Source organism: Providencia stuartii, assembly GCF_029277985.1.
Taxonomy (GTDB): Bacteria; Pseudomonadota; Gammaproteobacteria; order Enterobacterales; family Enterobacteriaceae; genus Providencia; species Providencia zhejiangensis.
Window position 1 is genome coordinate 1,715,446 of the sequence record NZ_CP119546.1, and the last position, 20,488, is coordinate 1,735,933.

Consider the following 20,488-nt stretch of genomic DNA (forward strand, 5'->3'; position numbering starts at 1 on the left):
TTGCAGTGCTGTTAGCGGTATTTATGCCTCTGCTGACTCACTGCTGCTTAAAGTTTATTGCATCAATATTTGAAGAAATGGTGTATTACCTATAAAATGCGTATTGATATGACCTGCGTCAATCTTCCTGCCGAGAATCGAATTTCTCCTTAAAAGTGTGAGCCATATAGTCTTTTCACAAAATACACAGTGTTCATTTTCATGCTAATGTGATGCTTATCGCATTTAAATGTCGTCTATTACATAGAATAGTCATATGACCGCATTATTAAATTTGTATGGAGTCGCATATGACCTCGATCCTGCATTTTGTTTTATCCCTTATAGTCATTGGCGCACTTGCCGTATTAGCGAGTAGTAACCGTAAAGCGATACGGTTACGTTATGTTATTCAACTCCTCGTTATCCAAGTTGCATTGGCATATTTTTTCTTACATTCGAATATAGGTTCTTCATTCGTACTTGCTGTAGCGGGGGTCTTTACCCATTTATTAGGTTATGCAGCGGAGGGAACCAAATTTATTTTTGGGGGGATGATCGAAGAAAATTTAGCATTCTTCTTCTTACAAGTTCTTTGTCCCATTATCTTTATCTCCGCGCTCATCGGTATTTTACAACATATCAAAGTGTTGCCGATTGTGATCCGTGTCATCGGGACGGTATTATCTAAAGTTAATGGAATGGGCAAGTTAGAGTCATTCAATGCGGTCAGTTCACTGCTCTTAGGACAATCAGAGAACTTTATTGCTTATAAAGATCAGTTAGGCAAAATGTCTGAGCGTAGAATGTATACGATGGCAGCGACCGCGATGTCGACAGTGTCGATGTCTATTGTGGGTGCCTATATGACCATGTTAGAACCGCGTTTTGTGGTCGCAGCATTAGTGCTTAACATGTTTGGTACTTTCGTCATTCTCTCTTTGATTAACCCGTACCCACCAGAAGCGGAAGAAGAGTTGCAAATGAGCAACATTCATGAGGGGCAAAGCTTCTTTGAAATGCTGGGTGAATATATTCTTGCAGGTTTTAAAGTTGCGATTATCGTATCAGCAATGTTAATCGGTTTTATTGCATTGATTGCCATGGTTAATGGTATTTGTATGGCTATCTTTGATATCAAATTCCAAACCATGTTGGGCTATGTATTCTATCCATTCGCTTGGATACTTGGAATTCCAGCCGACGAAGCATTACAAGTAGGCGGTATTATGGCGGTGAAAATGGTAACCAATGAGTTCGTTGCGATGAGTGACTTACAAGCCGTTGCTGCTGGACTATCGACCCGCTCAGTGGGGATCCTATCGGTTTTCTTAGTCTCATTTGCTAACTTCTCTTCAATTGGTATTGTTGCAGGTGCTATCAAAGGGTTGAATGAGAAACAAGGGAACACAGTTGCTCGTTTTGGTCTTAAATTACTGTTCGGTTCAACCTTAGTGAGCTTCCTATCAGCGGCTGTTGTTGGATTGATTCTGTAACTCACTAAAAAGTGTTAAAGTGTTGAGCGGCATTCATGATGAATGCCGCTTTGTTTTTGGAGGGCAAATGGAAAAACAAGATCTGATCGATATAGCAAACACATCAATGCCGTTTGGCAAATATAAAGGTCGTGTTTTGATTGACCTTCCAGAAGAATACCTCTTATGGTTCTATAAAAAAGGGGAATTTCCACAAGGGCGATTAGGGCAATTGATGGAAATGGCATTAGGCTTAAAAATAGAGGGGCTAGATGGCCTTGTAAAGCCTTTAAAGCGTTCTTAGGCTTGTAATTGATTAACGGCTATCATCGTCTGTGAGAGCCGTACATAAATAAATTGAGTGATTATTTGCTACCAATCCATAGGTCGTGTTGCCACGGTCTGATGTGTTGGAAAAAGAGGTAAAATGTCTAAGGCAATTTCTTCAATAACGTCTTTAGCAGGACGCTGAGAAAATTGAATGCCAAGGGCGGCATGATTAACACCCGCTGACTGCCATTGTTCTAATAATTCGATCAGCCCATGACGTCCTGTTCGTAGCACGTAGCCCCCATTTAATGCTGTTCTTGGATAATTAGGGTCATCAACTAAATCAATCCATTCATTAGTGATATGCGGGCGAAAATGATTGTCTGGTATTAAATTACGCCATGTCCGAATTTTCTCAGCGAGTCGTATCGGGCCTTGTTTATCGCTAGTGGAACCGGGGTAGGTTAACCATCCATCTGAATGATCTGCAATCCATTGCAACGACTGTCCTGAATTACCCGTCACAATTAAAGGGATTTCTCCTGTACTAGGCTTAGGAAGCAACTCTACCCCCGTAAATTGTCCAAGTGATGAATTAACGGTTAATTCCCCGTGTTGCATCAATTGTCGGAAAAGCTGTATAGACTCTGCAAAACGTTCTGCTCGTTGATTGTGTTGCAAACCATAAGCAGGAAACTCGATATATCTATCACCAGAAGCGACACCTAGCACAAGGCGGCCTCCTGATAGTTGGTCAATGGTCACTGCCATTTTGGCAAGGTCGATAGGATGACGTAAGGTAAAAATGGCACTGCCTGTGGCTAAAGCAATATTTTTTGTTTGGGCTGCAATAAAAGCAAGATAGGTAAAGGGATCGAAAAGTTGCCCTGCGTCGCCGAAATCAGCCGTGAATAAGGGAATATCGCGTACCCAGATGGCCGCGAAGTTATGCTTGTCAATTTCTTGAATCAATACACTTTGTCCAGTCAGCACACGAATATCATTGCGGTAAAAACGTAGAGGTAAAAATACCCCGACTGTTAATGAATCGGCTTTGAACATCCTTTGATAGCCTGGATGATTGGAAAAGGCCATATTGTTTATTTCGTTAATATTATTCATTTTATCCTTTTAGGCTCCAGTGGCGGGGGCTGGCAAAGTGATGCCTTTGACGACGGCAGGGCGTTTAGCAATACGCTCGTACCATGCACAAAGGTGCTCAAAACGGCTGAAGTCAAAATTAACAATACGTGCAATATGCAACCAACCAAAATTAGCAATATCTGCAATGGAATACTGTTCTCCAGCGAGATAGCGGTGATGTTGTAGTTGGTTATTTAAAACGGATAAAGCATTGTCACTTAGATGTTGATAACGTTGGATGGCTTCAGGGATCTGTAACTCACTAAAAATTTCAAAATGAACTCTTTGCCCTAGCATTGGCCCAACACTTGCGGAGTGAAACTGTAGCCACTTTATGGTTTCCCAGCGAATTCTTAGGTCTCTATCGAGAAGTTTTCCGGTTTTTTCAGCTAGATAGAGCAAAATTGCAGCTGATTCAAATAAAGTTATCCCTGTTTCCGTATCCGTTATCACAGGGATCCGTCCATGTGGGTTTAAATTTAAAAAATCAGCCTGTTTATGCTCCCCCTTATCAATATTAACGGTATGCAAACGGTAGGGGAGTGCTAATTCTTCTAATAGAATGGTGATTTTAAAACCATTTGGTGAGCTGTCAGTATAGAGTTCGATCATTTTATTTCTCGATGAGTTAAACTAAACATATGATGTAAGACTTTTTAGTATTTCGTTTAAAACCAGTAAAATAAAACGATTTAATCTAACTCTGAGTTTAGAGAAACTAAATTATGAATCCCGTATTACCGCTATTAGCATTACGCGCTTTTACCGAGGTGGCTCGGTACAACAGCATAAAACAGGCAGCGCAAGTTCTCGGCGTGACTTCAGGTGCAGTTAGCCAACAAATTCGCTTGCTAGAAACGCGTGTAGGGCGCCCATTATTTATTCGGCAGCGCTATCACATGGTACTAACCGAGGAGGCTGCTCGCATCTATCCTACGCTTTTACAGGCATTCGAACAGATCGAAAGTAGTATGCGGCAATTGGAAGAGACGAAAGTCAAAAATAGTTTAACCATTAGCACCGTTCCTTCTTTCGCCGCCTCATGGTTAATCCCTCGATTAGGCGATTTTAGAACTCGTTATCCAGAAATTGAATTACGTATCGAAGCTTCTGCAAATCTCGTTAATCTAAGAAAAGATCCTGTTGATATTGCGATCCGTCATGGATTGGGAAAATATCCGGGATTGCATACAGAGCATCTAATGACGCCAACGTTACTGCCAGTTGCTAGCCCGCATTTTTTCACTCATGGTAAAATCACAAAAATGCCCGTCACCCCAGAGGCGTGTTTAAATTACCCATTATTACAAGACAGTGATCGTGCAGACTGGTCATTATGGTTAACCGCTCATGGCGTTAAAATTGATGAAAGAGCAAAAAGGGGCAGCACCTTTGATGATGATTATTTACTGATTCGAGCGGCTATTGCAGGGCAAGGGATTGCGTTGGTGCCTCAAGCCTATGCTCAACAGGAAATGACCGAGGGAAGATTAATTCAAGTGCTTGATAAGCCTTGGCCAGCTCAATTCGCGTATTATTTAGTGATGTTGGAAGCCTCACGGCAACGACCTGAAATAGATGCATTTGTTTGCTGGATACAGCAGCAGGCTGCAATGAATATAGAATAATAACGAGGTCAATTTCTAATATTTAGGGGGAGACTGAAAAAGGGAGTGGTGGAGCTAAGCGGGATCGAACCGCTGACCTCTTGCATGCCATGCAAGCGCTCTCCCAGCTGAGCTATAGCCCCAACAAAATGATTTTGATACCACCTAACAGGGAATTAGATGGTGGAGCTAAGCGGGATCGAACCGCTGACCTCTTGCATGCCATGCAAGCGCTCTCCCAGCTGAGCTATAGCCCCAAACAAAATCCTTTGGACGGAGGGCATAATATTCAAGCAATGCTAGGGTGTCAATCAAATAATGTGAAATTGAGTTTAACTGCTGAATTATAGAGCATTTAATCATCAAGAACGGGGTTTGGTGAGGTATTGGCCGGTGATTAATCGTTGCGAATGATTTATTAACAAAGCTAAACATGGCAAAAAGCCCTATTTTAAATAGGGCTTTGGGGGAGGCGTTATTGTGCAGACGCTTCGCGTTCGCTGATGAAAGCTAATGCTTTATCAATACGAGTGATTGAACGCGCTTGACCTATCGCATGTACAGTCACATCTAACGCGGGTGATTGGCCGGCACCTGTCACTGCAACACGTAATGGCATACCGACTTTACCCATACCGACTTCAAGCTCTGCGGCTGTTTGCTCAATGGCTTGATGAACATTTTCAGCTGTCCAATGAGTGATTGCCGCTAATTTTTGTTTGACGGTTTCTAATGGTTGACGAGCAACAGGGCGCAAGTGTTTTTTCGCGGCATCGGCATCAAACTCAGCAAAGTCTTCATAGAAGTAATGGCAAGATTCTGCAATTTCCTTCAACGTCTTACAACGTTCGCCTAACAATTTCACTAGCTCAGCTAATTGTGGGCCGTTTTCAGTATTGATATTTTGTTGTTCAATATGCCATGCAAGATGAACCGCGACTTCTTCAGCAGGTAACTGATTAATATAGTGGTGGTTTAACCAAAGTAATTTATCGGTGTTGAATGCACTGGCTGATTTGCTAATGGCATCTAGGCTGAAGTATTCAATCATCTCTTCACGAGAAAAGATTTCTTGGTCGCCATGTGACCAGCCCAAACGAACTAAATAGTTGAGTAGCGCTTCTGGTAAATAACCTTCATCACGATACTGCATTACACTGACTGCGCCATGACGTTTAGACAGCTTTTTCCCATCATCACCTAAAATCATTGAAACGTGCGCGTATTCTGGAACCGGCGCGCCCAGCGCTTTGAGGATATTAATTTGACGAGGGGTGTTATTAATATGGTCTTCACCACGGATAACGTGAGTAATTTCCATATCCCAGTCATCAATCACCACACAGAAGTTATAAGTTGGTGAACCATCTGTACGGCGGATGATGAGATCATCGAGCTCTTGGTTACTGAACTCAATAGGACCGCGGATGTTATCATCAAAAATAACTGAGCCTTCTTGTGGATTACGGAAACGAACGACATGAGGCTCGTCTGGTGTGTGATTATGGGCGTGATCTCGGCAGCAGCCATCATAGCGCGGTTTTTCACCAGAAGCCATTTGTTGGTCACGTAATGCTTCTAAACGCTCTTTAGAGCAGTAACAACGATAAGCGGTGCCCGCGTCAAGCATTTGATCAATGACCTCGTTGTAGCGATCAAAGCGCTTCGTTTGATAATAAGGGCCTTCATCCCAATTCAAATTTAACCAGTTCATACCATCCATAATGGCATCGATAGCTTCCTGGGTTGAACGTTCTAAATCGGTATCTTCAATACGCAGAACAAATTCGCCCTGATTGTGACGGCTGAATAACCAGGAATAAAGCGCAGTACGCGCTCCACCAACATGTAAATAGCCTGTTGGGCTAGGTGCAAAACGGGTTTTAATTTTACTCATCGAGATTGCCTTAATTGCGATACGTGGTTTCTAACATGTTGGGCTTCTCTAGACTAAGAAGATCGATGAAGCACAAACTTATCTTCTACTTTAGGTTCATTTGATGAAAACGGGGTCAGCAGCACACGTTATTCATCACGAGAAACTCGTCAACAAGTCTAAAATGTTGCTCTATTCTATCACTCTAAAGTGATACCTCAATCAAGTTATCGATAGTTGAGGCAAATAAAATCAGTCGTAAAAGAAAAATAAAGGAGATTTTTCAAGCATAAAAATATTTTTGTTCTAGTATTGTATTTGTTGGGTGATATGGATTAACCATTTATTGGTTAAATAAGGTTCTTTTCTGGCGAATATTGGTACATCTTGCTTATTTTTACAACGAACAGAAAAAATCTATTCAAAAACCGTTGACTCAGAACGAGGGATCCCTATAATGCACCTCCATCGACGGCAGGGCGATTAGCTCAGTTGGTAGAGCATCTCCCTTACAAGGAGGAGGTCACTGGTTCGAACCCGGTATCGCCCACCACTGTCGACGATAAAAGAAGTAAATGAAGTAAATAAATGGGCGATTAGCTCAGTTGGTAGAGCATCTCCCTTACAAGGAGGAGGTCACTGGTTCGAGCCCGGTATCGCCCACCATTTATTTACAAATATGTGAAGCTTGTCATGAAGTGGGCGATTAGCTCAGTTGGTAGAGCATCTCCCTTACAAGGAGGAGGTCACTGGTTCGAGCCCGGTATCGCCCACCACTTCATTAGTTACTCGCATTATTCATAATACTGATTACAAAAGTTTATAGATGGGTCGTTAGCTCAGTCGGTAGAGCAGTTGACTTTTAATCAATTGGTCGCAGGTTCGAATCCTGCACGACCCACCATCTTAAAATTCAAAATCAGTCATACCAGATGGGTCGTTAGCTCAGTCGGTAGAGCAGTTGACTTTTAATCAATTGGTCGCAGGTTCGAATCCTGCACGACCCACCATCTTATTTATTCCTCTAAATCATCCAACAAACGTTGAAATTCCTTATTGCACATAGCGTGCAGGTGAGAAACTGCATTCAAGTTCAAGTTCAAGTTCAAGTTCAAGTTCAAGTGCAAGTGCAAGTGCAAGTGCAAGTGCAAGTCGGAGCGCAGCAGGGCAGCGTTGCTTTTGTCACAACGACTCGCAGGGGGAGGCCAAAGGCCGAATCATCCTGTACGACCCACCATCTTATCGACTCCTCTAGATCACCCAGCAAAGGTTTAAATTATCTATTGTACTAAACGTGTAGCTGAGAAGCTGTATTCAGGCTCGAGCCAAGCGAAGCGAGACAGCGTTGCGCTAGTGCTTCCCAATGGACATTAACTTTATTACACGCCTAGCCGCTTTTTATTCATAGGAATCGACCTAAGTCTAGCGGAACATCGTCGCGAATATGCAAAACAAATAATAGCTCGTTGCATAGCATCCAGCTCCAAACTGTAAAACAGAAACTCCGCAACGCCTTTCAAAGCTCATTTATGGTGAAGTTAGAAATGATGTATTGCCATGAATGGGCGTAAAAGAAATACAGCAATCCTAAAACATAACTTAGAAGCGTATTTAGTTTTGATTGATGATTATCTTTCGATTAATAAATGTACGGAATAGCCTTAAGGATATACTTAATATCGCTTTAGTTTAACTCTTTAGCATTATTCTATATGTATCCAGATTTTGTTTTATTAAGTGTCTGGACGAGAGATTGATCGTGTTACTTGGGAAATTCGGTGGCGAATTCATTAAATATCGCGTATATCATCGGCGAGTACGCTTATCTGAGTATATGCAGTATGAAGTATTTTTCGCGGAACAAATAGGAAGTCTATTTGCTTATCACTCAAATTAAAGATGCTCTATTTTTAAGCAACAGAATCGGGCTTGTTAAGTGTAAATTTTTCTTAATCATATTATTTCATTTATCCTCTCGAATAGAGAATATTCTATTAACGGTCATGTATAGTTGATTTTCTTATTGTCACGCCGCGTTATTTCATTGTGGGTCTAGCAGCAACGCTGGCTGGGTCAGCTCTTTAATATGTTAAAGCTTAAAAAATGATTCATCTTGATAATGTTAGTCTTAATAGGAGTAATGAATCTTCTATAAGATAGGCTTATTAATACTAAATTTAACAATCAATAAATAAAATATCATTTCGAGCAGTTGTGGTGTGTTTTGTGCAAAAAAAGAGTATCACATAAAGATGTTTTTATTATTGTTCGTTTTACCTGATAGGGTGTTTTTACACGTAAAAATAGTAAATATCTTCCCTAATAAGTGCTTATATTTCATTTGCCTAGCGAAAAAGAGGAAAATCAAAAATAGTGGGTAATATTCTATAAAAGTTGATGATATAAAAAACTGCCAATGAAAATTTTATAGATATAATTCTCGCAAGTTTAATTTACAACAGGAATATAATTACAAATAATCGTATATAGAGGGACTTATCGGTATAAAAATCTGTGTATTTGTGGAAATTTAATTTTTTGTTTTTTGTGATATGCTTCATGTATAGCAAACCAAAATGATACTTAGGGTTAATGTTTTGTTATGTTGAGTACATTGGCTATAGTCTATTTTTTATGCTGCTTTAAAAATCGAGTATTTTTTGCCGATTGTAACAAAAGGACTATTGTTATAAGTTATTGATATTTAAGTTATCAAAATGATAATATGGGAAAGATTTCCATTTTTTACTTAGTTTTACAGTTTTAGTGTATTTATCGTATTATGTATATTCATAAAATGAATATTACTTTGAAAAATCATTAATACTGTTACAGTGTTAAATTATTCTGTTTATTTCTTTTATTTTTAGATTTTTTATCGGTTAAATGAGCTTAATTTAGATAATAACTCTGTAGCTACCTGTTGGGTTGAGTTCGAACAGAACAACAATTATTAATTGTTAAGTTAATTAACTAATTGAAAATTAAGAGTAATATGCGAGCTGTGGATTTTTTGTGATTATGAAAATATTTAGTTACATAGTTGCAATGTCTTTTTTGGATTAGTTGAAACTAATTATATGGCTAGTATATCATCCCTCTCAAGATATATGCTGAATCGTCGTTAACACACCCTAATGGCTATATCATAAATAAAGATAACAATAGAAAAACACAGAGAATCACCTGCTGATTTTTTATTTCATTAATAATATAAGTTGAAGCGAGAATGTTTATGAATACAAAATATCCTGTCGCTTGTGCAGTTGGACAAAAAATTAAATCGTTAAGAAAATCTCAGGGCTATACCGTTTTCCAGTTAGCTAAAGAGATTGATATCAGCGAACAACAGCTATTCCGTTATGAGCGTGGAGTAAATCGTATAGATATTGATTGCCTAGTAAGAGTACTAAAAGTATTAGATGTGAATATGGGCGAGTTTTTCAGTGAAGTTCTACAAGATGATTCTCATGCTAATGAGGACAAAGAATCTAAAGGGTTTGACGACTCTATTTATTCTCTCATTTAAAGAACAGTTAATTATGTTTCAAAATGAAACTTAATTAAGTGAACAACGCTTAATTGTTTCAATTAAGAACATTATTATACTAATAGCAATTGAGAATTCTCTCTATTGAGAATACTGATAAATTCTTGTATCTATCTTTATTTATCTGCTATCAAATAAAAGCCCTATTATGGGCTTTTATTTTTTTATCAATAGAATTTCAGGAGATTGTCTAAGTGAAAAACGGAGAGATGGATAAGTGGATAAAAGAAGGCGACAGATTCAACATCAGTTAATTTTATTATTCACCAAATTAACTGATGTTATGAATTTTTTGACTAATTCTCTTCTTGGGAAATAGGCTCTAATACAGCAGTAACAATCCGAGAACCAATCATCTCACTAATTCTTATCTGTAAGCTGGCAAGGCTAATCACCGTGCCTTGTGTCGGCTCACTTGTGGTAATGCTATAAATAAACTGGTCGAGAGTTTGGTTATTTTCATTATCAATCAAAATGCCGTAAGACTCATAGATTTCATCTAATCTTGTTGTTCCTTTTAGACTAAGTCCGGAGGTCGGCAGTTCAATAGGGCTGAGATCCGGAGAAACTTGTTCCGAAAACAGACGTTCTAAAAAAGGACGATTTTCTGGTTTTAGCACAACAAACAAATGGTCGTCAGCAAATAACTTTGTTGAGCCTCGTGGTGGAAGCACTCCTTTACCACGGGTTATCATCGCAATGACCGTTTGGTCAGGCAGTGCGAGCTGAGATAAACGTCTTCCCACGGCAGAACAGTCCTCACCTAACGTGTATTCCACTAGGTCAGCATCGATTTGGTCTACCGCTGTAATATCTAGCGTCGCGGCTGGTAGCAGCGGAGGGGGTTGCATCAAATTCAGTTTTCGTGCGACATATGGCAAGGTGGAACCTTGTAAGGTTGCAGAAATCAGTACAACGAAGAAAACCACATCAAAAATGAGATTCGCGCCTGGCAACCCATAAATAAAGGGGAAAATCGCCAAAATAATAGGGACAGAACCTCTGAGTCCAACCCACGAAACTAGCGTGATCTCTTCACGGGTAAAGCCAAAAAATCTCAAAACAGGCACAACGGCAATAGGGCGAGCAATAAAGGTGAGTACCAGTGCAATAACGAGCCCTTCAAACCACACCTCGAGCAACGAGCTTGGATTGACTAATAGGCCTAACATAACGAACATAATGATTTGGCTTAACCAAGCTAATCCATCATGAAACAAAAAAGTGTTACGCTGGAAAACAAATCGTGCGTTACCAATAACCACACCAGTGACAAAAATAGATAAAAAACCACTACCTTGTAGATTACTCGCAAGACCAAATGACAACAGGCCACAGGCAGCGACAAGCACAGGATAGAGACCCGTTGCTAACAACTTTATCTTATTAATGATTTTGATGGATATCCAACCAACGCTGAGACCAACAATCGTACCAATTCCCATTTGGCTGACGAACAGTAACAACAACTCTGTTCCTGAGGCGGTTTGGTTCATCAACAGCTGCAATAAACCAACAGTTAAGAAAATTGCCATTGGATCGTTGGTGGCACTTTCTATTTCTAACGTAGACTGCAAACGCTCATTGAGATAGATACCGGCATTACGTAATAAAGAAAAAACGGCAGCCGCGTCTGTAGAACCGACGATGGCTCCGAGTAAAAGCCCTTCAAGTAATGGGATCCCAAGAATATAGGCCGCAGCGAGTCCAGTAATCCCAGCGGTGATCAGAACACCGAATGTTGCTAGGGTAAATGCTGGTTTCCAAACAAGGCGAATAGATTTTACCGACGTTTGCAAACCACCATCAAATAAGATCAGGGCTAATGCGAGTGAACCTACGGCATAAGAAACGTTAACATTATTAAACGCGATTTGGCCGATACCATCTTCACCTGCTAGCATTCCTATAAATAAGAACATAACAAGCATGGGTAAACCTAATCGAGCTGAGAGCTTACTGGAAAAAATGCCCAGTAAAATGAGGATTGAAGTGAGTAATATCAGTTGTTCTATAGTCGGCATAATCAGATTTAAGTTAGGGGTTGATAACACGCTGATGATGCAGTAGTGTTGCGTATAACGTAATCAGCAATATGATAAAAAATTAAAATTGATATGGCATTGATACTGTTTTTGTTGAAAGTAGCTGAAAAACATTTCAATCTGCCTATCGTTATGATTATACAATAAATAATATAAATGAATTGACAAATAACTGCATTATATTAAATTAAATTTACATTTGTTGCCTATTTTTATAGCCTTTTAATGGCAACTAACACTAAAAATCAGCCTTTTATTTATGCTTTTTGGTAAGACTGAGCGATAAAGTGTCTAAAATTTGGTTTTTTGTATGTTTTTAATACTAATCAATAGGCTATATGTGTTAAACACAGTGATGAGGTAAAAAAAGCCTGAAAAACATGCGGGAATAGTGAATAAAAAAGCGATTTACAGATGAAAATGAGGTATGGCCGATATAAATGTATATCGGCCGAAGAGAATTAGTGATAGCGGGCCTTTTTAGCAAGGTAATCACCGATCATTTGCATCCCTTGCACAATAATAACCAATGTGACTACGGTGATTGCCATCGCCACGTTGTCAAAACGTTGGTAACCATAATTGAGCGCGAGATCGCCTACACCACCACCGCCAACGGCACCTGCCATTGCGGTTGCGCCAACTAAAGTAATACTTGCTGCTGTTAGGCTAAGGATTAATGAGGACTTCGCTTCCGGTAAAATAAAATGCCAAACAATTTGCCAATTAGTGGCACCCATTGAATCCGCGGCTTCAATGATCCCAGAATGAACGCTTAACAGTGAGTTTTCGATTAAACGTGCAGTATAAGGGGCGATATAAATAACAAGCGGTACGATCGCCGCGGTGGTGCCAATTGAAGTTCCAACCATAAAGCGTGTTAATGGGATCATCGCCACCAGTAAGATGATAAAAGGTAATGAACGAATGGTATTGATCATTGGATTAAGAATGCGATAAATCCATTTATTTTCCCAAATCCCATCTGGGCGGGTCACGACAAGCAAAATGCCCAGTAAAATACCCAATAATGAGCCTATCACCAGCGCAATAGAAACCATGGTGAATGTTTCAGACATAGCAAGTAAAAACTGCTTACTTGTTAATGCGGTATCAAACCATTGTGTCATAGAACCCCCTTGCTAACAGCAACACCACGCTGGCGTAAAAACTCAACACCTTGATGAATACTTTCGTTGTCACCAATCAGTTGTACAAACATACTGCCAAGCACGACGCCACTGATTTCCTTCATATTGGCAAATAAAATATTAATTTTAATTTTATCTTGTAAGATCAGTTCATTCACAACAGGTTGTTGAGCTGAACTTCCTAAGAACTCCAAGCGATAAATATTATTTTGATGCTCTAAATTGTGGAGAACACGTTCAGGTATCTCTTCATTGAGGACGGTGCGAACAAATTTTTGGGTGGTTGGATGTTGTGGATTCGAAAATATCTCTAACACAGTACCTTCTTCGACGATACGTCCCGCCTCCATCACCGCAACGCGATGACAAACTTGTTCAATCACCTCCATTTCGTGCGTCACCAGTAAAATCGTGATTTTTTGCTCACGATTAATCTTTTTGAGTAAGGATAAAATTGAAAGTGTTGTTTGTGGGTCTAGCGCCGACGTAGCTTCATCACACAAGAGAATTTTAGGATTATTAATTAATGCACGAGCTATACCCACCCGTTGCTTTTGTCCTCCTGAAAGCTGTCCCGGATATTGATGTTTTTTATCACTGAGCTCAACATAAGCTAAAATATCATCAACTCGCCGCTCAATGTCTTTTTTACTAACGCCAGAGAGTAACAGTGGCATAGCAATATTTTGAGCAACAGTTTTGGTTTCTAGTAAATTAAAGTGTTGAAAAATCATCCCAATACTTTTTTTATGGTCGCGAATTTCAGATGCACTATGATGAGCAATGTTTTGCCCATTAATGACCACTTCACCAGATGTTGGTTTTTCTAGCTGATTCACTAAACGAATCAATGAGCTTTTGCCCGCACCGCTGTAACCAATAAAGCCAAAAATATCACCTTCATTGATTTGCAAATTAACGTCTTGTAGAGCCGTGAGGGAGTGTCCTTCCTTCTGGTATATCTTTTGAATATTTTGAAACCTAATCATATGTCACCCCACATGACTCGTTTGCTTGACGCGTTGCTGATAAGGCAACGCAGGCTGCCATTCATCACCAAGTAATTCGGCTTCAGTACTCTGTTTTACTTGTTGTAAGTGCTGCTCGTGGTAAGCGAGATACAATTTAGCGGCGATATGTTCCGCCAACTTTTGGGCACTAGTATTGGTATTGGGGATCAAGCCAATCATGGGGCCCATACTTAAGGAGGCGGCTAAATTAAAGCAGTAGATATTGCTGAGTTCTGGTAAGTCGCATTCCGCTTTCGGCAGGAATTCAAAATGTCCGCCTAAATAAGGGTAGGCGCTAAACTCGGCATTCTGTTCTTCGTTTGGTGGGGTATACATATCTGCCCATGTTCTAATAAAAGGAGCAATGTTGCTAAACGCGTTGTGTCGCTGCCAGTTAATGCGGTAACCAGTCGCTAAGATCAAATAATCAACGACGTAATTACCGGTTGTCGTCGAGATATGTAATTTATCGTCTTTGATATCAATCTGTTTAATTTGAGTATCGAAATTAAAGTAAGCATTGTCATGACGAGAAACTCTTAGCGTACTGCCGTGTGGAGCCGGTGTTTTCGCTTTAACGACATAATCACTGTAATGCCATTTTTGTGCATCGGTTAGGTGCTCATAAGCTTGGGTGAAGCCAGGGTTGCCAGCGACTTTACCGCGATTGACTCTGGGCATATCTTTAGCGCGGATCAGTAATTCGACCGAACGCGCACCATGCTCAAGGGCGGTTGCTGAACTATCCATTGCTCCCGCGCTATAACCAACAACGGCGATATCTAATCCATCAAAGCGACTATAGTCGCTACCTGCATAAGAGTGTTCCCAGTAACGATGAGGAATGCCATCCATAAAATCAGGAATATTGGGTTCACTAAAGGATTCCATCCCCGTTGCTAGGATCACATGTTGTGCCTGATATTGCTGTTGCCCATGATGAGTTTGGAAAGTCAGTATGCAACCTTGTGAATTGAGTTGAGTATCGATTAATTGATACTCATTTAACACCGTGGGTGCGGTCATTTTTTTAAACCATTGTAAGTATTCATCCCATTGTAAGCGTGGAATTTTATCGAGAGCTTCCCATGCATCAGTACCAAACTGAGCTTTAAACCATGCTTGAAACGTTAACGAGGGGGAAGCAAGCGCTGGACCAACAACATGTTTTGGTGAGCGTAATGTTTCCATCAAAGCAGGCTGTTTCCAAGGACCTTCGTTGCCTTCTGGCGCTTGATCAAAAACAATTGCTTCAACACCTTGTAATTTAAGAGCAAATGCCGCAGTAATCCCCGACATTCCTGCACCGATAATCGCGACATCTAGTTGATGATTATCCGTAGAGTTTGGGGATAATGACCAGCGGTTAAGGGGTAAATTAAGATATTGTAGGTCTTGAATAATGTGTTCTTCCAAAGCCTTTAAGCCATTTAACTGTTTCATAAACTTATTCCTTGTCTTGCGTGACTTCAAAAGGCTCGCCTAAAGACAGCATCAGACGGTTCGCCCAAGAGAAAAAGGCGGTTGATTGAATAAGATCGAGAAGCTCCAACTCAGTCAGTCCGAGCTGACGAAGGGTATTAACGTGCTGAGGAGTCGCCTGTATTGGTGTTGCCGAGAGTGAGGCCGCTAAGTCAGTTATTGCTGTTAAGCGTGCATCATAGCCATTAGCTAAAACGTCTCCCGCTGGTGTTGCGAGTAACCTTGCTACATCGGTTTGGCGATCCTTAGCATATTGGCTTGCTTTACGCGCATGCACCGAAGCACAATAGATACAACCGTTAACTTTACTCACAACAGCCGCAGCAAATTCGCGTTCCCAGCGAGGTAAGCCATTAGCGGTATAAAAAATATCACGATCAATCATCGTACGTATTTCTAAGATGTTGCTGTGGTGAGCAAGCAGTAAAAAATATTCGGAATTGAGTTGGCCAAATTTTTTCATCACTTGTGCTTCATCAGCAGTAAGGCTGTGTTTATCACGAGCCTGCAACCAAGCCTCCCAGCCTAGTTGTTCTTGCGTGAAAGCAACTGGCGACGGTCTGCCTTGATGAGTGAGAGGATGGTTATTCCAAGGGCCAGCCGTAATGGGTTCAGCTTGGTTACTGGTTGCATTTGCATCATGCAGCAATTTCAACCCTTCAATTAAGCGAGCTTGGTAAGTCACAAAGGTGACTAGCTGAGCTAGCAAAATAATATCTTGTTCATTCCATCCGCTTTCTATTAGCGAATGAATAAGCTGATAGTGCGTTTGTTTTGGATGACTAACCAAGGTTTCTACATACTTTGTAGCAGCTTTAAGTGCTGGAGTATCGAGAGTAGGTGAACGTTGTGCTAATAGCTGATGATAAAAATCAGCTAACGCTGGACTGCCTGTTTGCTCGGCAACACAGCGAGCCAATAAAAATTTAACGTCACCGGTTAATTGTGTCGAGGGAGCAGAAAAAATCGCTTCAAAAGCAGCTTGAGTATTTTCTGTCGTGTTTAAACGTTTCTTTCTAGCTTCAGCTAGCGTAGATTCTGGTGTTAGGTTTATTAGCGCATTAACTAAATCGTAATTTAAAATAGGCATCTTATAACTCACTTTTTTTTAACGTTTTTATCCTCTCCATTACATCTCAAGCAGATGGTTATTCGAACGAACAAATTATTATATTTTTATAACTATAAGTTATAAAAGTGGCTATATATATTCTTTTTGTATTAAGTTATAACGAGATGATCTAAATAGGATGTAAAAAATATGATTATACTGACCACATTATTGACACAGGGTCGTAACATCATGTTGAAACAAAAAATAAAACTTTTATCACTAATGGGTATTGCGGTTATCGCGTTAGCGGCATGTAATGATAATAATGAAAAGGGTAACCCCAATAAGAAAGAAATAACGATTGGCTTTGGTGTCGGTAATTATATCGACCAAGTCGAAAAAGGTGTTGTGCCTATTTTGGAGAAGAAAGGCTATAAAGTGAATTTACGTCAATTCTCTCAAAATAGACAAATTAACCCTGCTTTTGAAGAAGGCTCAATTGATGCGTCAGTGAACCAAAGTCGTGCATATATGGAAGCCTATAATAAGAAAAATAATATTAATATGGTGGCATTGACTGATTCGCCTAGTGCACCACAAAGTTTGCGTTCGAATAAACATAAATCTCTTGATCAAGTCAAAGACGGTATGATCGTCGCTTTATCAAATGACCCCGTGAATGCTGAACGTGGGGCTCGTATTTTAGAAGAATTAGGTTGGATTAAAATTAAACCTAATGTCAGTACATTGACATTTAGCGTTAATGATATCGAACCGGCTAAATATCGTTTAGATATTCGAGAAACAGATGCAGCACAAGGGTTACGCTTATTAGATGACGTTGATTTCGTTGTTGTTAATGGTAACTATGTTGCAAGTGCTGGACAACGAATTGCAGATGGATTAGTCGTCGAAAACTCACCATTAGAACACCGAGTGATTGTGACCGTGATGCAAGATGATGTGAATTCACAGTGGGCGAAAGACTTAAAAGAAGCATTCGAATCAAAAGAATACGCAGATTATATTCGCTCCCAACGTATTTATGATGGCTTTATTGAGCCTCAAGCATGGGCCTCTTATCCAAAACCCTAGTCTTTTTATGATGTTTAACATTGTTATTTATTACCACCTAATATCCCATTAGGTGGTTTTATTTTATCTCGATGACCCTGTTAGCCACTAAAATTTAATATGAAAATTTTTCTTATTATCGATATGGACAAAAGGGTGTTTTTGGTTAATTAATAACATAAGCAAACTGAAAATAAAAAAAATGTAATAGCGATATCATCAGGGGAACCGTTATGACGAATGAACTTATCACAGCACTCAATCTATTAAAGTCAAAAACATGGATTGATTTAACACACGCTTTCGATAAAGATTCTCCCCATTTTTTTATGTTTGAATCAGCAAACTTTAAGACACTATTTGATTATCAAGATGGTTTTTTTGCACAACAATTTACCTTTCCTGGGCAATATGGCACACATATTGATGCTCCATGTCATTTTGTACAAGGAAAACGTTACTTGCATGAACTTGAGCTAAAGGAGTTAGTGTTACCCTTGATTGTTATCGACCAGTCAGCAAGAGCAAAACAAGATCCTAATTTTGCCTTTTCACGAGAAGATGCCCTTAATTTTGAAGCGAAACATGGAAAAATAGAGCCTGAAACGTTTGTTGCGTTACGCACTGATTGGAGCCATCGCTGGCCATCACAGCAAGCAATGGAGAATAAAAACGCGGAAGGCCATAATCAAATCCCAGGATGGGGAATGGATGCATTGACGTTTTTATTTGAAGAAAGAGGCGTAAAAGCGATCGGCCATGAAACTTTTGATACCGATGCAGCGAAAGATTTCCGTCACAATAATGCGCTATTAGGTGAATATTATGTCTTAGAACAAGACACCTATCAGATTGAATTAATGACTAACTTAGATAAATTGCCAACGCGTGGCGCGGTTATTTTCAATTTGGTTGCTAAACCTAACAATGCAAGTGGTTTCCCTGTTCGCTCTTTTGCTATTTTGCCATAAATCATTTTCTCTCTATCAGCCTGTATCTGTTCTTAAACAGGCTGATAACCCCTCTTAATATTCACAAAAGTCATTATCTATCTTGCACTTCAGCGCATATCGTCCCTTAGGTCGATAGTCAAGCAAAGTTATTTCTATCTATATTAATACTCGAATTAACTTTATTTTAACAAATGCTGGTGGGGGTTGGATGAATTCAAGAACCGTAATCATTACCGGTGGGGGAACTGGAATTGGTGCCGCATGCGCGCAGGTGTTTGCAGAGCAAGGTGATAACGTATTGATTGTTGGACGACGTCCAGAACCGTTACAAGCCGTTGCTGCTCGTACCGGAGCGATTGCCATCGTCGCCGATGTGTCGACTGGAGACTCATGGAATGAAACCATCTTACCGCAAATCAAACAGCATACAGATGCTATCGATGTTTTGATTTGTAATGCGGGCGGAATGGGGCTAGGCCGAGTGGAAGATATGAATGACCAACAATGGCACCAAGGAATGAAAGCGAATCTCGACAGTGCTTTTGCCAGTGTTCGTGGCTGCTTACCATCGTTGATACAGCGTCGCGGTAATGTCCTTTTTGTTGGTTCGCTTGCCTCTTTAGCCGCAGGACCAGAGGCCTGTGGGTATGTGACAGCAAAGCATGCGTTAATTGGGCTAATGCGCTCTGTCGCACGTGATTATGGTCGTCAAGGCGTTAGAGCAAATGCAATTTGTCCGGGCTGGGTAAGAACACCAATGGCAGACGAAGAGATGCAACCATTGATGGAACAACATCAATTCACGTTGGATGAAGCCTACCAGTATGTATGCCGGGATGTTCCCTTACAGCGTCCTGCTAGCGCACATGAAGTTGCATTAGCGTGTCGATTCTTGTGCTCTGCGGATGCTTCTATGATTACCGGTGCAGCACTCGTTATCGACGGTGGTGCGGCTGTTGTTGACCTACCTACACTGGCTTTTACCTAAGGAGTTATTATGATTGAAGAAGTGGCATTTATCCAAGTTGGCGCATTATCTGATGGATTTGCACCTGATAGCTATATATTAGATACCAATAATCAACTAACAGGTAAAACATTCCAATTAACGTTTGCCGAGACAGCAGCTCAGGAAATAATCTCTTTTCCAACCGAGCAACAAATAGAATGGCAAGGTGTGGTGCGTGATTGTCGTATCACCTCAATTCGTGAAGGCATTTATTTTATTAATTTTATTTCACCAGAAGATTGGCGTACAAGTATTACGATCATTATTAATGAAGCAGAGGATAATTGCGTATTAGTGCGGGGCACGCTTCCCACTGAACAAGATATCCGTATGTCAGCTTTTACAAAAGTCGAACAAAATCAACCCTTGACAGGCGTTGATGTCGATATTCATTTTGGTAGTCTGAGTAATACTCAACATCCACTACCTGCTTATACTTCAGAGTTGATTGGTATGCGTAATATGTATACCTATAACCCTAAAGAGCGTTATGAACATGTTTATTTAAATGAACAATTTTATGCGTGGCATTGTTTAGATGGCGTAGAAAAAGGATTGGCGGATGTTGATCGCTGCCATTATATAAAGGTATCCGACAATTTATATTTATTCATTTGGCGCGAAAAGATTATCCCAACACTCGGTATTATTCTCATTGATTTACAAGGTATGAGAACGGATGGCGGAATTATGGGGTATCAAGATCAGGAATTTAGTTCAGTTAGCCTATTCCCCGTTGGGGCACATGCTACTATTTTAAATAAAACTCACTACCCTAAATAAGTATTCTATAGGCCACCCGCCGTAAAC

16 protein-coding genes and 7 tRNA genes are annotated in these 20,488 nt (G+C 40.2%); 13 read left to right on the plus strand and 10 right to left on the minus strand.

Going from position 1 to position 20,488, the window contains the following annotated elements:
- Nucleotides 1–290 precede the first annotated feature (290 nt).
- Both P2E05_RS07440 and P2E05_RS07445 read left to right on the plus strand, forming a co-directional pair.
- On the plus strand, nucleotides 291–1,475 hold the full coding sequence (locus P2E05_RS07440; protein WP_154625128.1) for a NupC/NupG family nucleoside CNT transporter: 1,185 nt from the start codon (nucleotides 291–293) through the stop codon (nucleotides 1,473–1,475).
- A gap of 67 nt (nucleotides 1,476–1,542) precedes the next feature.
- A complete protein-coding gene (locus tag P2E05_RS07445; protein ID WP_163861035.1) occupies nucleotides 1,543–1,758 on the plus strand; it encodes a DUF3820 family protein in 216 nt (71 codons plus the stop codon).
- 68 nt (nucleotides 1,759–1,826) lie between these two features.
- On the opposite strand, the gene P2E05_RS07450 is transcribed toward P2E05_RS07445, so the two are convergent.
- Nucleotides 1,827–2,846, minus strand: a complete 1,020-nt coding sequence (locus P2E05_RS07450) for an LLM class oxidoreductase (protein ID WP_231131775.1) — start codon at nucleotides 2,844–2,846, stop codon at nucleotides 1,827–1,829.
- A 9-nt stretch (nucleotides 2,847–2,855) separates the two neighbouring features.
- Nucleotides 2,856–3,479: a glutathione S-transferase family protein gene (locus P2E05_RS07455; protein ID WP_154625126.1), complete on the minus strand. Its 624-nt coding sequence runs from the start codon at nucleotides 3,477–3,479 to the stop codon at nucleotides 2,856–2,858.
- Nucleotides 3,480–3,592: 113 nt separating this feature from the next.
- On the opposite strand from P2E05_RS07455, the gene gcvA reads away from it, so the two are divergent.
- Nucleotides 3,593–4,495, plus strand: coding sequence for a transcriptional regulator GcvA (gene gcvA, locus P2E05_RS07460; protein ID WP_272577911.1), 903 nt, complete (start codon nucleotides 3,593–3,595; stop codon nucleotides 4,493–4,495).
- Between the two features lie 46 nt (nucleotides 4,496–4,541).
- On the opposite strand, the gene P2E05_RS07465 is transcribed toward gcvA, so the two are convergent.
- The 3 genes from P2E05_RS07465 to gltX all read right to left on the minus strand — a co-directional run bounded on the left by P2E05_RS07465 (nucleotide 4,542) and on the right by gltX (nucleotide 6,371).
- Nucleotides 4,542–4,617: transfer RNA gene (locus tag P2E05_RS07465), tRNA-Ala, on the minus strand.
- A 38-nt stretch (nucleotides 4,618–4,655) separates the two neighbouring features.
- Nucleotides 4,656–4,731 (minus strand) — tRNA-Ala (locus P2E05_RS07470).
- Between the two features lie 218 nt (nucleotides 4,732–4,949).
- A complete protein-coding gene (gene gltX, locus P2E05_RS07475; protein WP_154625124.1) occupies nucleotides 4,950–6,371 on the minus strand; it encodes a glutamate--tRNA ligase in 1,422 nt (473 codons plus the stop codon).
- A gap of 456 nt (nucleotides 6,372–6,827) precedes the next feature.
- Here gltX and P2E05_RS07480 point away from each other — a divergent pair.
- The 6 genes from P2E05_RS07480 (at nucleotide 6,828) to P2E05_RS07505 (ending at nucleotide 9,879) form a co-directional block, all read left to right on the plus strand.
- Nucleotides 6,828–6,903: transfer RNA gene (locus P2E05_RS07480), tRNA-Val, on the plus strand.
- 37 nt (nucleotides 6,904–6,940) lie between these two features.
- Nucleotides 6,941–7,016 (plus strand) — tRNA-Val (locus P2E05_RS07485).
- Nucleotides 7,017–7,050: 34 nt separating this feature from the next.
- Nucleotides 7,051–7,126 (plus strand) — tRNA-Val (locus P2E05_RS07490).
- A 52-nt stretch (nucleotides 7,127–7,178) separates the two neighbouring features.
- A tRNA-Lys gene (locus P2E05_RS07495) sits at nucleotides 7,179–7,254 on the plus strand.
- Between the two features lie 30 nt (nucleotides 7,255–7,284).
- Nucleotides 7,285–7,360: transfer RNA gene (locus P2E05_RS07500), tRNA-Lys, on the plus strand.
- Between the two features lie 2,225 nt (nucleotides 7,361–9,585).
- Nucleotides 9,586–9,879 carry a helix-turn-helix domain-containing protein gene (locus P2E05_RS07505; RefSeq protein ID WP_154635756.1) on the plus strand — a complete coding sequence of 98 codons (294 nt, stop codon included), beginning with the start codon at nucleotides 9,586–9,588 and terminating at the stop codon, nucleotides 9,877–9,879.
- A gap of 317 nt (nucleotides 9,880–10,196) precedes the next feature.
- On the opposite strand, the gene P2E05_RS07510 is transcribed toward P2E05_RS07505, so the two are convergent.
- The 5 genes from P2E05_RS07510 to P2E05_RS07530 form a co-directional block, all read right to left on the minus strand.
- Nucleotides 10,197–11,924, minus strand: a complete 1,728-nt coding sequence (locus P2E05_RS07510; protein ID WP_154623655.1) for a potassium/proton antiporter — start codon at nucleotides 11,922–11,924, stop codon at nucleotides 10,197–10,199.
- 482 nt (nucleotides 11,925–12,406) lie between these two features.
- Complete coding sequence (locus tag P2E05_RS07515) at nucleotides 12,407–13,075, minus strand: methionine ABC transporter permease (RefSeq protein ID WP_154622346.1); 669 nt, start codon at nucleotides 13,073–13,075, stop codon at nucleotides 12,407–12,409.
- Nucleotides 13,072–14,085: a methionine ABC transporter ATP-binding protein gene (locus P2E05_RS07520; protein ID WP_154622345.1), complete on the minus strand. Its 1,014-nt coding sequence runs from the start codon at nucleotides 14,083–14,085 to the stop codon at nucleotides 13,072–13,074. The genes P2E05_RS07515 and P2E05_RS07520 overlap by 4 nt, the downstream gene beginning before the upstream one ends.
- 3 nt (nucleotides 14,086–14,088) lie before the next feature.
- Nucleotides 14,089–15,549, minus strand: coding sequence for an NAD(P)-binding domain-containing protein (locus P2E05_RS07525; protein WP_272657527.1), 1,461 nt, complete (start codon nucleotides 15,547–15,549; stop codon nucleotides 14,089–14,091).
- A 4-nt stretch (nucleotides 15,550–15,553) separates the two neighbouring features.
- Nucleotides 15,554–16,678 (minus strand): alkylhydroperoxidase domain protein, encoded by a 1,125-nt coding sequence (locus P2E05_RS07530; protein ID WP_272657525.1) that lies wholly within the window; start codon nucleotides 16,676–16,678, stop codon nucleotides 15,554–15,556.
- A gap of 171 nt (nucleotides 16,679–16,849) precedes the next feature.
- Between P2E05_RS07530 and P2E05_RS07535 the strand changes: the two genes are divergently transcribed.
- The 4 genes from P2E05_RS07535 (at nucleotide 16,850) to P2E05_RS07550 (ending at nucleotide 20,461) form a co-directional block, all read left to right on the plus strand.
- Nucleotides 16,850–17,737 carry a MetQ/NlpA family ABC transporter substrate-binding protein gene (locus P2E05_RS07535; protein ID WP_276123076.1) on the plus strand — a complete coding sequence of 296 codons (888 nt, stop codon included), beginning with the start codon at nucleotides 16,850–16,852 and terminating at the stop codon, nucleotides 17,735–17,737.
- 212 nt (nucleotides 17,738–17,949) lie between these two features.
- Nucleotides 17,950–18,687 carry a cyclase family protein gene (locus tag P2E05_RS07540; protein WP_272657523.1) on the plus strand — a complete coding sequence of 246 codons (738 nt, stop codon included), beginning with the start codon at nucleotides 17,950–17,952 and terminating at the stop codon, nucleotides 18,685–18,687.
- 190 nt (nucleotides 18,688–18,877) lie between these two features.
- Nucleotides 18,878–19,657 carry an SDR family NAD(P)-dependent oxidoreductase gene (locus P2E05_RS07545; RefSeq protein ID WP_154621780.1) on the plus strand — a complete coding sequence of 260 codons (780 nt, stop codon included), beginning with the start codon at nucleotides 18,878–18,880 and terminating at the stop codon, nucleotides 19,655–19,657.
- A gap of 9 nt (nucleotides 19,658–19,666) precedes the next feature.
- Complete coding sequence (locus P2E05_RS07550) at nucleotides 19,667–20,461, plus strand: MoaF C-terminal domain-containing protein (RefSeq protein ID WP_272657520.1); 795 nt, start codon at nucleotides 19,667–19,669, stop codon at nucleotides 20,459–20,461.
- The last annotated feature ends 27 nt before the right edge of the window (nucleotides 20,462–20,488 follow it).